This window comes from Lysinibacillus sp. 10T31 (genome assembly GCF_056394365.1).
The window spans coordinates 16,999-31,818 of record NZ_JBFTHS010000002.1 but is presented as its reverse complement, the minus strand read 5'-3'; the positions used below and the strand labels follow the sequence as shown (position 1 = coordinate 31,818).

Genomic DNA, 14,820 nt, shown 5'->3' with positions numbered 1-14,820 from the left:
AATGCTTCGTTCCAAAAAGAAAAAGAACAAGAAACTGTTAACAAAACCGCGTCAACTTATTACAGTTTCAGATGCAAAATCAATGATTTCTGAGCAATTTAAGACCGTTCGTACGAATATTATGTTTGCTATGCCAAAGCAAGGTCTTAAAACGATATTAGTTACGTCTTCTATACCAGGTGAAGGAAAGTCAACAAATGCTGCCAATCTTAGTGTTGTTTTTGCACAAGAAGGAAAACGGGTATTGCTCGTAGATGCTGATATGCGTAAACCGATGTTGCATAATATATTTAATATTAGCAATTTATTTGGGTTATCATCAATATTAGAAAGAAAATGTCAGTATGATGAAGTATTACAGGAAACATCTGTGGAAGGGTTGTTTATCATTACAGGTGGACCAATCCCAACGAATCCAGCGGAATTACTGTTATCCTCTACTATGGATAGATTTTTAGAAGAGGTGAATCATAAATTTGATCTTATCATTTTCGATACTCCCCCGCTATTACCTGTAGCTGATGCTCAAATTTTATCTAATAAATGCGATGGTTCGCTATTAATCGTCAGTGCGGGTGTTGTAGAAAAAGCGGAAGTAAGAAAATCGAAAACACTCTTAACTGCTTCGAAAGCCAACATTATTGGTGTAGTGTTAAATAAATATAGAATGCCGAAAAGTCAATATTATTACCAATATACAGATAATTGAAGTTTAATAACTTTCTTAGTCGCAAATCCATCCTGGATTTGCGTTTTATTTTGCGATTTACTAGGAGTAGATGGTAAACTAAAAGGTGCTAATTAAAGAAAGTGTGGTCTTGAAAAATGAAAGTTTTATTTATTGGGGATATTGTAGGTTCAATCGGCCGAGATGCAGTAGAAAAATATTTACCCCGCTTAAAGAGAAAATATAACACAGACGTTGTTATTGCTAATGGTGAAAACGCAGCAGCAGGGCGTGGAATTACACGAAATATTTATAATGATCTATTGCAAATGGGGGTAGATGTTATCACAATGGGTAATCATACTTGGGATAATAAAGATATTTTTGATTTTATTGATGATGCAGATTATTTAATACGCCCGGCGAACTTTTCAAATGATGCACCAGGTAAAGGAATGGTGCAAATTTCAAAAAACGGTGTAACACTATCTGTTATTAATTTACATGGACGAGTATTTTTACCTCCTCATGAGGATCCATTTGCGATGGCAGAGGAATTAATCGAAGAAGCACGTAAAACATCACCGCTTGTATTCGTAGATTTTCATGCAGAAGCGACAAGTGAAAAAATTGCACTTGGATGGCACTTAGATGGAAAGGCTTCTGCAGTCGTTGGTACACATACACATGTACAAACAGCCGATGCACGTATTTATCCAAATGGAACAGCCTATATTACGGACGTTGGTATGACAGGTCCATACGATGAAATTTTAGGGATGACGAAGGAAAGTGTCATTTATAAATTCCAAACAAACATGCCATCTCGTTTTGAAGTGCCTAAAAAAGGACGCGATGTGTTAAGTGGTTTCTTTGTTGAGATTGATGATAAAACAGGAAAAGCTCTACATTGCGAGCGAATTTATATTAACGAAGATTATCCGTTCCAAGCATAAGAAGAGAAACTATTGTGTATTAATAAATGCACAATAGTTTTTTTGTGTTGAAAAACTGTTATGTCAATGAAATTAAAGCATCTATTAAATATGATAAGGCTCTTCGGCAAAACGAGGGTTGATTTCCGTTCCGACTGGGCGCTTTCCTGGGGGCGTCCGATGAGCCGCTTCACTCGCGCTGCTCGCTCCAGGGTCTCGGGCCAACACGATGTTGGTCACGAAGGCGTTATCACAGGATGTGATGGTTTTAGCCTTCGTTCCTCTATTGCTAATCCCCAAGGAGTCGCCCAGTCTCCACTACAATCAACCACTTCACTTAGCATGTATTTTCTTGCATGTTTATCTAATTTATAGTGATAAAACAACGCCTCAACAAGATGCGTTTTTTGTGCGAAAGCGAAGCGATAGCAACAATATATATCAAACGCCTTAACTATATTTCTTTATTCTGATGTGTAACCATTGCGTTCACTTTTGAAATACTTTTTTTTAAAAGTTCTAAACTATTGTTGATTGGAGTGGAAGGCTACTCGACTCCCGTGGGAAAGCGAGACAGGCGAGACCCTGCACGGAGCGTAGCGGAGGAAGTGGCTCGACGCTCGCCCACAGGAAGCTCTGCTCTGCGCGAAAGCGAAGCGTCAGCGACAAAGCGAGTAGCCTGGAACGGAAATCACCCTCACGTTTTGATGAGCCCCACTATTTTTAATATGATATCTTTATTTCATCGATCCAGTAAATTTTCCACATGAAATTTTCAGTCTTTTTCGATTGTTTTGATATATAAGAAATGAATATAGTCTATTTCCTTCTTGCCGAGCATAAAATGACCTATCGACAATAACTTGAGGTCCAAAAAAAGGGGGACATGAGTTGTTGAGCGTAAACACTATTCGCGAAACGGGGAGGAATAATTGTGGATTCATTAAAAGTATCGTCACGCTCTAATCCAAATTCAGTTGCAGGTGCATTAGTCGCGGTAATCAGAGAAAAAGGGCAAGCAGAAATGCAGGCAGTTGGGGCAGGTGCACTTAACCAAGCCGTGAAAGCAGTGGCCATTGCACGCGGATTTGTAGCGCCAAGTGGCACAGATTTAATTTGCGCACCGGCGTTTGCCGATATTTTAATCGCTGGTGAGGAACGTACAGCCTTAAAGCTTCTTGTGGAAAAACGTATTCGATAAAATGTAATGAAGTAAAATGCCTTGCACATAATAAGCTGCAAGGCATTTTTTTCGTTTATATAGACAATAAGGATTTGAGGAAGAGAATCCCTCATGCTCTACATACTAACATGTTAAATGTCACTTGAAATCAGCAAGTAAATTTTTTAAACTTAATTGATTTGAAAATTATAACTTTATGTACGCCATTTTCAGTCAAAGGTCTGATTTTCGTTTAAATCGAGGAATAACAATAGTGTAGACTGTTTCTTCGTGTTAAACTTATGAAGGAAAAATAATAGTATATACATTGGATCTAAGGAGTTGTTGACATGTTACATCAGCTTTCATGGAAAGTCGGTGGGCAACAGGGTGAAGGGATTGAAAGTACAGGCGAAATTTTCTCAATGGCAATGAATCGTTTAGGTTACTTCCTATACGGTTATCGTCATTTCTCTTCTCGAATTAAAGGTGGCCATACGAATAATAAAATTACAGTTCGTCCAACAGAAGTACGTTCAATTGCGGATGATTTAGATATTTTAGTAGCGTTCGACCAAGAAACAATCGACGTCAATTATAAAGAACTAACAGAAACAGGCATTATTTTAGCGGATTCAAAATTTTCTCCAGTGAAGCCAGAAGATTCAAAAGCGCCATTATTTGCGGTACCTTTTACAGAGGTAGCGGCAGAGCTTGGCACTTCGTTGATGAAAAATATGGTGGCAATCGGAGCAACAGCTTCATTGCTAAATTTAGAGGACGAAGTGTTCCAAAATGTTGTAGATGATATTTTTGGCAGAAAAGGTGAAGAAGTTGTTCAGAAAAATATGGAGGCCATTGCACGCGGTCATGAATTAATGAATGAGCTTTTAGGCGATCGTGTAGGTGAATGGGCTATAGCACCAGCAGATGGTAAACGACGTATGTTCATGATTGGGAACGATGCAGTAGCACTTGGTGCACTTGCAGCTGGGACACGCTTTATGGCAGCCTACCCAATTACACCAGCTTCTGAGATTATGGAATACCTTATTAAAAAATTACCGAAATTCGGTGGTACGGTTATTCAAACAGAAGACGAAATTGCTGCAGCAACAATGGCAATTGGGGCAAACTTTGGTGGTGTTCGTTCCTTTACAGCTTCTGCTGGTCCTGGTCTTTCATTAATGATGGAAGCACTTGGCCTTTCAGGTATGACAGAGCAGCCACTAGTTGTTGTTGATACACAACGTGGTGGTCCATCAACAGGGTTACCAACAAAACAAGAGCAATCAGATTTAATGGCGATGTTATATGGTACGCATGGTGAAATTCCAAAAGTAGTGATTGCACCTTCTACAATGGAAGAAGCATTCTTTGACACAATCCAAGCATTTAACATTGCAGAGGAATTACAATTACCGGTTATTTTAATGACTGACTTGCAATTGTCTCTAGGTAAACAATCTGTAGAGCCATTCGATTACAATAAAATTGAAATTCGTCGCGGTAAAATTGTTACAGGCGACATTGAAGAAGCGGCTGATAAAGCATACTTCAAACGTTATGAAGATACGGAAGATGGTATTTCACCACGTGTGTTACCTGGTACGTTGAATGGTATTCACCATGTAACAGGGGTTGAACACGATGAAACAGGTAAACCATCTGAAGCAACTGGTAACCGTCAAGTACAAATGGATAAACGTTTCCGTAAGCTAGCGGCATTGAAATTTGATAATCCAGTATTTTCAAATGCGCCACACGAAGAAGCCGATATTTTATTAGTGGGCTTTAACTCAACACGTGGGGCAATTGAAGAAGTACAAGAACGATTGAATGCTCAAGGTATGAAGGTGAACCATGCACATATTCGTTTAATTCACCCATTCCCATCTGCTGAGGTGGCACCGCTTGTAGCAAAAGCGAAAAAAGTAATCGTTGTAGAAAATAACTACACAGGTCAATTAGCAAATATTATGAAGATGAATGTTGGTGGTCACGATAAAATCGAGACTATTACAAAATATAATGGTACACCATTCTTGCCAGGTGAATTAGAAAATCGTGTGAAGGAGTTGACTCGCTAATGGCAACATTTAAGGATTTTCGTAATACAGTGAAACCAAACTGGTGCCCAGGCTGTGGTGACTTCTCTGTTCAAGCAGCGATTCAGCGCGCCGCGGCTAACGTTGGAATCGAACCAAACGAACTAGCTGTTATCTCTGGGATTGGCTGTTCTGGTCGTATTTCAGGATACATTAATTCTTACGGTTTCCACGGTATTCATGGTCGTGCATTACCAATTGCACAAGGCTTAAAAATGGCTAACCGTGAATTAAACGTTATAGCTTCTGGTGGTGACGGCGATGGATTTGCGATTGGTATGGGTCATACAATTCACGCTATCCGTCGTAATATTGACATCACATACGTTGTTATGGATAACCAAATTTATGGTTTAACAAAGGGGCAAACATCTCCACGTTCTGCTGCAGGATTTATTACAAAATCTACGCCAGGCGGTGCGATTGAGCCTTCATTAAAACCGTTAGAAGTAGCTTTAACAAGCGGAGCTACATTTGTCGCACAAGGTTTCTCAACGGATATTAAAGAGTTAACAGCTTTAATTGAAGCAGGTATTAATCATAAAGGATTCTCATTCATCAACGTATTCTCACCTTGTGTTACTTATAACAAAGTGAACACGTACGATTGGTTTAAAGAAAACTTAACGAAGCTTGCTGATATTGAGGGCTATGACAATTCTGACCGTGGTATGGCAATGCGTACAGTAATGGAGCATGAGGGTTTAGTAACAGGTATTATTTATCAAGATACTGAAACGGCTTCATATCAAGAAAAAGTACCAGGCTATTCAGAGCTACCATTAACAGATATTGATATTAAAATGAGCGAAAATGATTTTAATGATTTAGTGAAAGAATTTATGTAAAAATGATAAAATCAAAGCATTTGGAACGATGACATTCCAAATGCTTTTTTTTGTGTATTCGCGGGGAACGACGTAGCAGGTATTTCGCTGTTGAACCATGAGTATGCATAGCATGTAACGCTGATAGTGATCATGAAAATGACTTTGTAACGATACAAAATAATGAAATATCAAAGTAATTTACTCGTTTCTATAGCTTCCTGAATTAAATGAATCCCTTCGCCAATTTTATTTTCTGGGATACTAGTTGTGTTCAGCTTAAGAAATTTATGATTATGTTTATATCCAGCTATATAATTTTTTTTGTAATCATCTACTAAAACTTGTCGTTTGGCTAATTCTTCGTGAAGTTTATTCATATTTATTTGTTTCGGTAGCTTGATTACCGTATGCATTTGATGATTATCATTAAATTGATAATCAGAAAAGTAAGTTCTTAGTACTTCGCGCAGAGTGTTTGCTTTCTGTTGATGTCTGAACACGATTTTATTCTTATGGTGTGCATATAACCCACTTTCCATAAACGTCTGCATAATAACTTGACTTAAAGAATTCGTTTGGATATCAATAACCTCTTTAAAGCTTCGAAAGGTCTCAATCATGTCCTCGGGCAGAACAGTGATACCTAACCTCTGACCAGGAAACATAATTTTAGAAAAGCTCTTTAAATAAATTACGCACTGATTCGTATCCATTTCATAAAGTGTTTTGTAGCTATTGCTTCCTTCAAAATCACCCAAATAATCATCTTCTATTATATAAAAATGGTACTTTTTCGCATAATCTAAAAGCATACATTTTTCCTGTTCATTCATGGTAGTACCAAGTGGATTATGAAGCCGTGGCATTAAATAGACATAGTTGGGACGCTTGATTTTAATCATTTCTTCTAATTCTTTTAAATCTATCTTGTCAAAATCTCGGTAGCAGGTGAAATAATCCAAATGAAGACGTTCAATCAGATTTATGATCTGATGATAGGTTGGCTGCTCTATCAGAATGGATTCTTTCTTGGTCATCATCATTAAAGCCAGAATATGCAAAGCTTGCTGTGTACCACTTGTTATCATGATTTGTTCTTTTTTAGAGAAAATCTGATCTTCTGCTAATAATTTTTGAAATAAGCCTTTCAGTTCCTCATTACCGGTTGTTGCTCCATAGGTGAATAATTCTGATTTCCCATTTTGAATAGCTGTTTCCAAACATTGCGAATAACTGTCCAATGGAAAGTCCGTCCAGGAAGTAGAGGCAGTGGAAAAGTCGTATATTCCATTAAAAGAAGCAACTTTTCCTTTTTTTGAAATAATAAAATAGCCTACATTTGGCTTAGCGTATATTCTATTCATTTCAACCAAATGTTGCAGTGCCTGTGTTATCGTGACTTGACTCACTCCAAAAGTATCCATCATTTTCCTTACAGATGGGAGACGCTCATTATATTTTCCCTGCTCAATATCTTGCAGTATGCTATTTGCAATCAGTTGATGTTTCCGCATGCTATCCCTCCCATAACAATAGATTACCATGAATTTATTCTAGCTATGCTTCATTATGCCTTGTCTGTATCGATACAGAGATAAAAAGAAATTCAATGTATACAGCATTCTTCCTTTATTCTAAAAAAGAAGGGGGGAGGAAATCATGAGAAAAAATAGTGCATTAGTGGCAGCCGCTGTATTTTCCATTATTATTGGATTTTCCTTTATGTTTATCAAAATTGCCTTAACATATGAAGGACAATTACTAATATTAGCGCAACGATTTACATTTGCCTTTTTAGGATTGCTTCTATTACTAGCCATAAGACCGATTAACTTAAGGTTAAATCGGAAGGAAGTTATGTTGGTGTTGGTTATTTCGCTGATTTATCCGATTCTGTTTTTTAGCAGCCAGATACTTGGACTTAATCAGACAACTGTTACAGAAGCAGGAATCATCCAAGCTATTGCTCCTGCCATAACGGTTCTATTGGCACGATTATTTTTGAAAGAACAGATTCAAAGAATACAAGGAATAGGAATCTCTTTGAGCATTGCAGGAGTCGTTTTTTTACAGCTGATGAATAACTCGGGAGGATATGAATTTCATCTAATCGGTAACCTGTTGATTATATTATCTATTTTGGCAATGGCCATTTGGCAAGTGATGTCTAGAAGCGCAACAAAAACAGTGGCTCCAATCCAAATTACGATATATATCATTTTCAGTGGCTTTCTATTCTTTAATGCCATGTACTTTATAAACGGTGGATCTGTCAATGAATATGTGGATTCCGTAAAGGAGATTCCTTATTTGTTATCGATTTTATTTTTAGGAGTTCTATCTACACTCGGTACGTCATTATTGTCTATTTACGCCGTATCCAAATTACCGGTTATTCAAGTGAGTGTTTTTAACAATGTTACTACTTTGATTACAGTACTTTCTGGCGTATTGTTTTTAAGCGAGTCGTTCCATTATTACCATGTTATCGGTGCGGTGGTAATTATTTTAGGAGTTATTTTGGTGAATGCTAAGAAGAAACCGGATTGCTCTAATGCAACATAAAAATGCCATTCAAAAATTTGATGAAAATAAGAAAAACCTCAATGTTTTGAAAGGAATTATTTATGAGGATCTTCAGTGCGGTGTATCATCGTATGGTTTTGAAAAATCTATTATGCGACTACGTAAATCGCAGTAACTGTTATGCAAAAAAGGTGGAGGGAAGTAGCTCAATTCAGCCTACGGAAAGCATTTGCCCATAGTGGAAATTAACAGCTTTACTTCCTACAAAGACTGCAGATAAACTCTCAAAATTTCTCGAGTTTATCTAGAGTCTGATGCATTCGTATCGATACAAATGCATTATTTTTTAGCACACAAAGTCAAAACTTTTATCATAATGAGGATTAACAGACTGATTAAGAGTGATAGATGCTTAATTGAAAAGGGCTTGAGCAGTACCAAGGATTGTATTTTGATAATAGTTTATTTACGGGAGGTATATAAATGGTTCATATTAATGGTATAAAATCAGAAGTAAAACGTGCCGGATTACAAAGGTTTCAACGTGCGGTTGATAAAGGACATGGTGACAAAGATATGGCAGCTTCCGGGTTAGCAGGGAAAAAAGGTGAATAAATCGATTAGACGAGACAATCAAGAAGCATTACACACCGAAAAACTCCCAATATGGAATCTCATCGCACTATCAGTTGCTAGTTTTCTTGCCATTATGACAGAAACGATACCTGCCGGCTTACTTCCACAAATCAGTCAAGGGCTTGATATTTCAGAGGCATTGGCAGGTCAGTTTGTCACACTTTTTGCAATTGGATCGGTTGTAGCAGCTATTCCACTTGTTGCATTAACACAAAGATGGTACCGGAAAAAAGTGTTGTTAATGGCACTATGTATTTTGTTTTTTGCCAATACATTAACAGCACTTTCACCGTATTATGTGCTTACCTTGGTATTACGTTTTATTGCAGGAATGGCTACTGGACTGCTCTGGGGACTGGTAGCAGGATATGCGCGTCGTATGGTAGCACCGCCTTTACAAGGTCGTGCACTAGCCATCGCAGGAACAGGACAGCCGATTGCATTGTCACTGGGTGTACCAATTGGAACTTGGTTGGGGATGTATCTGGAATGGCAAGCCATCTTTTTAATTATCAGCGGGGGGACACTCCTGTTAATGATATGGATATATACGAAAGTACCAGATTATCCTGGACAAACTACCGGACAGCGTCAATCTATTTATGAGATCCTCAGATTGCCTGGTGTACGTCCAATACTGTGTGTTGTATTGGTATGGATCTTGGGTCATAATATTCTCTACACCTATATTGCTCCATACATGACTCATGTCGGACTTGCCAATCATGTAGGTTTTGCTTTATTTACTTTTGGTATTACGTCGATAGTAGGCATTTGGATCATTGGTATATATATTGATCATCATTTACGCTTGATGACAATAATTAGTCTGGGAGCTTTTGCAATTAGTTCCTTCTTGTTAGGAATCGCAAATGGGATGACACTGCTCATTTTTCTTTCCATAGCTGCTTGGGGACTAACTTTTGGCGGTGCACCAACGTTATTGCAAACAGCCATGGCAGATGCTACCGGAGAAGGTGCAGATGTTGCACAATCTATTTTTGTAACGATATTCAACCTTTCCGTAGCTGGTGGTGGATTTGTAGGTGGATTAATGTTAAATCAAATGGGAGCAGGTTCTTTTCCTTGGATACTTTTATTATTAAGTTTAATTGGTTTATTGATAGTATACAGAAAAAAAGAACAAGCATTTAAGCCTCGTCGGCAGTAAATAGTAGTATATTAAAATTTTATTAGAGTCATTAAATGATTATCTCAGTGAATACGTCGAAACTTTGATAAAAGAAACACCATTAACATTCCTGCTTGTTCAATGCAAATAAAACAAGCAGGAATGTTTTATTTTTTTGTGAAATTTTCGACATCCTTATAAAATCCTTATAATCATTTTTTACACTATAATCATCGAAAGGAAGATGATTATAGATGGAAGATATTATTTTACAAACAGATAATCTTAGTAAAAGCTTTAAGGGGCAAAAAATTGTAGAGGATTTGTCGTTGACGATACCACGAAATACTGTTTACGGTTTACTCGGACCAAATGGTGCGGGGAAATCGACAACGTTAAAAATGATTACAGGTATGCTGCGTCCGAATGCAGGAAAGATACTTTTTAATGGCCGTGAATGGAATCGAAATGATTTAAAAGACATTGGTATATTAATTGAAACACCACCACTTTATGGAAATCTAACGGCAAGAGAAAATCTTAAGGTTCGAACGATTGCCCTCGGATTGCCAGAATCGCGTATTGACGAGGTATTAAGAATCGTAGACTTGACCAATACAGGAAAAAAACGAGCTGGGCAGTTTTCTTTAGGGATGAAACAGCGCCTAGGAATAGCTATTGCGCTATTAAACAATCCAAAGCTTTTAATTCTTGATGAGCCAACAAATGGTCTTGATCCAATTGGCATTCAAGAGCTTCGAAAACTGATTCGATCATTTCCAGAGCAAGGGATTACAGTCATTTTATCTAGCCACATCCTGTCAGAGGTAGAGCAAGTTGTTGATGAAATTGGTATCATTGCGGGAGGGAAATTAGGCTATCAGGGAGTTGCCCCTCAAGGTCAGGAATTAGAATCATTATTTATGCAAGTAGTGTCTGCCAATAGAAAGGCGGGCATGTAACATGATATCAATTATGAAGGCTGAAAGATTAAAGTGGAAAAAGACTTTTATTATTAAATTAGTTTGGCTAGCGCCTATTGTAGTGATATTACTAACTGCAGTATTAATGGGAGGAAAGTTTTTTCAAAGTGGCGCTTATAATTGGTGGTATACAATGCTCCTGCCGGGTGCACTGACGATATGTTGTGCATTGGTGATCGAAAAAGATGCTAAATTGAAATATCATAGTATTCTCGCAATGCCGATTGATCTGAAGAAGATTTGGTTTGGCAAAATACTTGCATGTAGTGGCTGGTTGTTATTAACTACATTTATTTTCTTTGCTGGTATTACTGCTGGTGGAATACTATTTGGTAATAGCTATTCTTTCATTAATAGTCTTACAGGTAGTTTGTTAATTTTCGTCACGTTTTTATGGCAAATTCCACTTTGTTTATTCCTTGCGGCAAAATTAGGAACTTATATGGCTATTTTTATAAATTTAGTTGCCAATATTGCAGGCATGATTGCATTTGCGAATGGGGATTTTTGGTATAGTGTTCCTTACGCCATTACAGCAAGACTAATATGTCCAACATTAGAGATTTTACCAAATGGTCTGCCAGTACCTGAGGGCAGCCCGTTATTAAGCATGTCGGTTTTAGTTCCAGGTATATTAATAGCTTTAGCGTGGTTTGCTTTAATCAGCTTCCTTACTGCACGTTGGTTTCAGAAAAGGGAGGCGAAATAGTTCATGGAAATGTTAAGATTACTTAGAGCAGAGTTTCTTAAAACAAAAAGAACGCCCTTTTTGCTCACACATCTAATTGTACCGATTATTATTTCAGGGATGTTTTTAGCATACTATACTTATTCACCATGGGGTTTCAATGATAGGGTAACGGCTTATCTTCAAGCAGTAGCATGCGGGTTTCCAATTATTATTGGATTAGTTTGTGCAATGGCAGCGGAGCAAGAAGCAAATGCAGGACATTTTCAGGAGATGCTAACAGCTACTAAAACAAAAATAGTTGCCTATTTAAGCAAGTTGCTACTGTTATTGTTATTTAGTTTTGGAGCAATACTACTGTCCTTCGGTATTTTTAGTGTTGGTTTTATTGAACTTTTGCATGAAGATACTTTTGGTTATCAATTTTATTTCATAGCTGGATGTATTCTATTTGTAAGCTTTGCATTTTTATATATTTTACATTTTTTTGTTAGTCTTCATTTTGGTAAAGGTGCCTCAATCGGATTAGGTATTGTGGGATCACTAATAGTAGCCTTACTACTCACTGGACTAGGTGATGGTATTTGGTCATTTATACCTTATGGTTGGGGTGGTCACTTTGTTTCATTATGGGCAATGAAAGCGTCAGGGGTTGACTTATCGACAGTGGAAATAGGACTACAGGAAGGTATTATTGCTTCAGTTTGCGGAACATTGTTCGCATTAGTCCTTTCTTGTTTATGGTTTTGGAAATGGGAAGGAAGAAAGTCTGATAATTAGGGTATGAAGAAATGATGAGGGTAGAAATATGGCAAAAATATTAGCAGTAGATGATGAAAAAGGTATTTTAGTATTGATAAAAAATGCATTACTAAAAGACGAACATTTAGTAACGGCAGTATCTAATGCGACAGAAGTAAGTAAAATGGATCTTGGTGCCTTCGATTTAATTTTATTGGATGTGATGATGCCCGAAATTGATGGATTTACTTTATGTGGCCAAATACGTCATGCTGTAGATTGTCCTATCCTTTTTTTAACGGCTAAATCGTTGGAGGAGGATCTAATGTATGGACTAGGTCTTGGCGCAGATGATTATATTATCAAGCCGTTTGGCATTGGAGAGCTACGTGCAAGAGTGTATGCACATTTGAGACGCGAAAAAAGAGAGAGACGTAGTATTCTTTTTGCAGATAATGTTCACTTCAATCTATCGGGCAAAGAGCTGTTTGTAAATGAAGAGAAGGTATTGCTGACAAAAAGCGAATATGAAATATGCGAATATCTAGCTCGAAATCGAGGACAGGTGTTTTCTAAAGAAAAGATTTATGAAACTATTTTTGGGTTTGATGGGAAGAGTGATAGTACGGCTATTACTGAGCATATTAAAAATATTCGTTCAAAACTACATGCTTTTAATGTTGACGCCATTGACACTGTTTGGGGGATCGGATATAAATGGAGACAATGAGGCCCAATAAAGGAACACGTTTACATACTTTTTTTCTTCGATATCTCTTTTTCCTAAGTTTAGGCGTCATTTTGTTAGTAGTACTACTGATCGGTTTAACGTTGTTTGCCCTTTCTACCAACATTGTATTACCAGCAAATTATGCAGAAACTCAAATTTCATTATCAAGGGATCGTATTGCGTCTAGTAGTTCAGTTACAGCTGATATTATCCCAGACCTTGTTGATTACGCAGTCTTCTCTAAAAAAGGTGAACTTCTTGCAGGAAATCTTTCAGAGAAGGAAGCTTTTAAAGCTTGGGATGCAATGAAAAAAGAGCAAGTTCAAGGTGTTACCCAATTTTACTCGTTTATAGAGCGAGAAAATGAGATTTGTATATTACGGTATTATTTAGTGCCACAGTATCGTTCGGCTATTATGAGGAAGTATTTACCGAATCCACAACTGTTAGATATTCTATTATTTATTATAGGGGTTATAACTATAGCAACTGTCCTTGCGATCCATTTTGGAAGAAAGCTTAAGAAAAAAATGTTTGGCTTGCAGGAAGCGATTGAAAAAATACAAAATCAAAATTTGGATTTTACGATAAACCCTTCAGGAATACGGGAAATAGATGAAATATCCATTTCTCTTGAACATATGAGAGAGGCTTTAAACAGCTCCTTAAAACAACAATGGGAATCAGAACAAGCACGTAGAGAACAAATTTCTGCTCTTGCCCACGATCTGAAAACTCCTCTTACAATTATTCGGGGGAATGCAGAACTTTTACTGGATACTTTTCAAGATGATAGTCAAAGAGAATATAATAATTATATTTTGAAAAATACAATGGAAATAGAAAAATTCACGAAAGAGCTAATTGATTTATCGAACATGGAGAAAAATATCGTTCGTGAAAAAACGAATGTTAAAACGGATGCATTGATGACAGGTGTAGAAGATCAAATGAGAGCTCTTTCGTTGGAAAAAAAGCTTCAAGTAGATGTCCAAAAGGAAACTCTTCCTACACTTATAATGATCGATGAAGAGCGGTTCTATCGAGCGATTTTAAATGTCATTGCCAATGCTGTAGAGCACACACCTGAAAACGGTAACGTGACATTAACTGTTCAAAGCGCTGCTGACTTTATTCAGTTTACCGTTACCGATAGCGGCCGTGGATTTTCTCCGAGAGATTTAAATGAGGCTACTAAACAATTTTATCGTGGAGATCTGAGTAGAAATACAGGAAATCACCATGGGATGGGACTTTATATTGCCCAATCAATTGTTAAAAGTCATGGTGGAACACTGCAAATTGCCAATGATTTATCAGGTGGTGGAGGAGAAGTGACCATTACAATCCCAATCACTTTCGCCTTAACGTAATTGCTCTTGCTGTCATTTTGCTTTCGAAATGATAAACAAAAATATTCATAGTGCGATAAATTATTTACCGAGAGAAGGATTTTTTTGCTTATACCTATTTTGGTGCGTAACTGAAATTAGGGTCTTCTAATAAAGTGTTCATTAATCTGATATTGGATAAATTGTTTACCGTGTATATAAGTTGATCTTCGTTACGGCAGGGAGACTCCTTGGGGATCGGTAGTAGAGGAACGAAGGCTAAAACCATCACATCCTGTGATAACGCCTTCGTGACCAAGCTCGTGCTGCTGTCGCTACGTTAACACTACG

Annotated in this window: 15 protein-coding genes; 13 read left to right on the top strand and 2 right to left on the bottom strand. The window is 37.3% G+C overall.

The features are described 5' to 3' along the window. Position 1: 1 nt before the first annotated feature. Together AC1DCY_RS01430 and AC1DCY_RS01425 are read left to right on the top strand one after the other, a co-directional pair. Positions 2–709, top strand: a complete 708-nt coding sequence (locus tag AC1DCY_RS01430; protein WP_477346796.1) for a CpsD/CapB family tyrosine-protein kinase — start codon at positions 2–4, stop codon at positions 707–709. Positions 710–825: 116 nt separating this feature from the next. Further along, positions 826–1,623 (top strand): TIGR00282 family metallophosphoesterase, encoded by a 798-nt coding sequence (locus tag AC1DCY_RS01425; protein WP_477346794.1) that lies wholly within the window; start codon positions 826–828, stop codon positions 1,621–1,623. 84 nt (positions 1,624–1,707) lie between these two features. Here AC1DCY_RS01425 and AC1DCY_RS01420 read toward each other — a convergent pair whose 3' ends face one another. Then, entirely contained in the window at positions 1,708–1,902 is a 195-nt protein-coding gene (locus tag AC1DCY_RS01420; protein ID WP_477346793.1) for a hypothetical protein, read from the bottom strand. Positions 1,903–2,536: 634 nt separating this feature from the next. Between AC1DCY_RS01420 and AC1DCY_RS01415 the strand changes: the two genes are divergently transcribed. From AC1DCY_RS01415 to AC1DCY_RS01405, 3 genes are all read left to right on the top strand, one after another. Beyond that, positions 2,537–2,803, top strand: a complete 267-nt coding sequence (locus AC1DCY_RS01415) for a stage V sporulation protein S (protein WP_004224903.1) — start codon at positions 2,537–2,539, stop codon at positions 2,801–2,803. Positions 2,804–3,114: 311 nt separating this feature from the next. Next, positions 3,115–4,854, top strand: coding sequence for a 2-oxoacid:acceptor oxidoreductase subunit alpha (locus AC1DCY_RS01410; RefSeq protein WP_477346789.1), 1,740 nt, complete (start codon positions 3,115–3,117; stop codon positions 4,852–4,854). After that, entirely contained in the window at positions 4,854–5,720 is an 867-nt protein-coding gene (locus AC1DCY_RS01405; protein WP_477346787.1) for a 2-oxoacid:ferredoxin oxidoreductase subunit beta, read from the top strand. The genes AC1DCY_RS01410 and AC1DCY_RS01405 overlap by 1 nt, the downstream gene beginning before the upstream one ends. A gap of 170 nt (positions 5,721–5,890) precedes the next feature. Here AC1DCY_RS01405 and AC1DCY_RS01400 read toward each other — a convergent pair whose 3' ends face one another. After that, positions 5,891–7,216 carry an aminotransferase-like domain-containing protein gene (locus AC1DCY_RS01400; protein WP_477346785.1) on the bottom strand — a complete coding sequence of 442 codons (1,326 nt, stop codon included), beginning with the start codon at positions 7,214–7,216 and terminating at the stop codon, positions 5,891–5,893. Positions 7,217–7,361: 145 nt separating this feature from the next. Here AC1DCY_RS01400 and AC1DCY_RS01395 point away from each other — a divergent pair, with 145 nt between their 5' ends. From AC1DCY_RS01395 to AC1DCY_RS01360, 8 genes are all read left to right on the top strand, one after another. Further along, positions 7,362–8,267: a DMT family transporter gene (locus AC1DCY_RS01395; protein ID WP_477346783.1), complete on the top strand. Its 906-nt coding sequence runs from the start codon at positions 7,362–7,364 to the stop codon at positions 8,265–8,267. Positions 8,268–8,711: 444 nt separating this feature from the next. Further along, positions 8,712–8,843 carry a hypothetical protein gene (locus tag AC1DCY_RS01390; protein ID WP_477346781.1) on the top strand — a complete coding sequence of 44 codons (132 nt, stop codon included), beginning with the start codon at positions 8,712–8,714 and terminating at the stop codon, positions 8,841–8,843. Further along, positions 8,836–10,035 carry an MFS transporter gene (locus tag AC1DCY_RS01385; RefSeq protein WP_477346779.1) on the top strand — a complete coding sequence of 400 codons (1,200 nt, stop codon included), beginning with the start codon at positions 8,836–8,838 and terminating at the stop codon, positions 10,033–10,035. The genes AC1DCY_RS01390 and AC1DCY_RS01385 overlap by 8 nt, the downstream gene beginning before the upstream one ends. Positions 10,036–10,250: 215 nt before the next feature. Next, positions 10,251–10,958, top strand: a complete 708-nt coding sequence (locus tag AC1DCY_RS01380) for a lantibiotic protection ABC transporter ATP-binding protein (protein ID WP_477346777.1) — start codon at positions 10,251–10,253, stop codon at positions 10,956–10,958. A gap of 1 nt (position 10,959) precedes the next feature. Then, complete coding sequence (locus AC1DCY_RS01375; RefSeq protein ID WP_477346775.1) at positions 10,960–11,688, top strand: lantibiotic immunity ABC transporter MutE/EpiE family permease subunit; 729 nt, start codon at positions 10,960–10,962, stop codon at positions 11,686–11,688. A 3-nt stretch (positions 11,689–11,691) separates the two neighbouring features. Continuing rightward, positions 11,692–12,447: a lantibiotic immunity ABC transporter MutG family permease subunit gene (locus AC1DCY_RS01370; protein WP_477346773.1), complete on the top strand. Its 756-nt coding sequence runs from the start codon at positions 11,692–11,694 to the stop codon at positions 12,445–12,447. A gap of 28 nt (positions 12,448–12,475) precedes the next feature. Continuing rightward, positions 12,476–13,138: a response regulator transcription factor gene (locus AC1DCY_RS01365; RefSeq protein ID WP_477346771.1), complete on the top strand. Its 663-nt coding sequence runs from the start codon at positions 12,476–12,478 to the stop codon at positions 13,136–13,138. Next, the gene (locus AC1DCY_RS01360) at positions 13,126–14,511 is read left to right on the top strand and encodes a sensor histidine kinase (RefSeq protein WP_477346769.1); all 1,386 of its coding nucleotides are present in this window, start codon (positions 13,126–13,128) and stop codon (positions 14,509–14,511) included. The genes AC1DCY_RS01365 and AC1DCY_RS01360 overlap by 13 nt, the downstream gene beginning before the upstream one ends. Positions 14,512–14,820: the final 309 nt, after the last annotated feature.

Bases quoted from the DNA above. Each gene is read 5' to 3' on its own strand.
- AC1DCY_RS01400 (WP_477346785.1), bottom strand. From the start codon at position 7,216: ATGCGGAAACATCAACTGATTGCAAATAGCATACTGCAAGATATTGAG.
- AC1DCY_RS01380 (WP_477346777.1), top strand. From the start codon at position 10,251: ATGGAAGATATTATTTTACAAACAGATAATCTTAGTAAAAGCTTTAAG.
- AC1DCY_RS01405 (WP_477346787.1), top strand. From the start codon at position 4,854: ATGGCAACATTTAAGGATTTTCGTAATACAGTGAAACCAAACTGGTGC.
- AC1DCY_RS01375 (WP_477346775.1), top strand. From the start codon at position 10,960: ATGATATCAATTATGAAGGCTGAAAGATTAAAGTGGAAAAAGACTTTT.
- AC1DCY_RS01410 (WP_477346789.1), top strand. From the start codon at position 3,115: ATGTTACATCAGCTTTCATGGAAAGTCGGTGGGCAACAGGGTGAAGGG.
- AC1DCY_RS01360 (WP_477346769.1), top strand. From the start codon at position 13,126: ATGGAGACAATGAGGCCCAATAAAGGAACACGTTTACATACTTTTTTT.
- AC1DCY_RS01425 (WP_477346794.1), top strand. From the start codon at position 826: ATGAAAGTTTTATTTATTGGGGATATTGTAGGTTCAATCGGCCGAGAT.
- AC1DCY_RS01390 (WP_477346781.1), top strand. From the start codon at position 8,712: ATGGTTCATATTAATGGTATAAAATCAGAAGTAAAACGTGCCGGATTA.
- AC1DCY_RS01365 (WP_477346771.1), top strand. From the start codon at position 12,476: ATGGCAAAAATATTAGCAGTAGATGATGAAAAAGGTATTTTAGTATTG.
- AC1DCY_RS01395 (WP_477346783.1), top strand. From the start codon at position 7,362: ATGAGAAAAAATAGTGCATTAGTGGCAGCCGCTGTATTTTCCATTATT.
- AC1DCY_RS01370 (WP_477346773.1), top strand. From the start codon at position 11,692: ATGGAAATGTTAAGATTACTTAGAGCAGAGTTTCTTAAAACAAAAAGA.
- AC1DCY_RS01430 (WP_477346796.1), top strand. From the start codon at position 2: ATGCTTCGTTCCAAAAAGAAAAAGAACAAGAAACTGTTAACAAAACCG.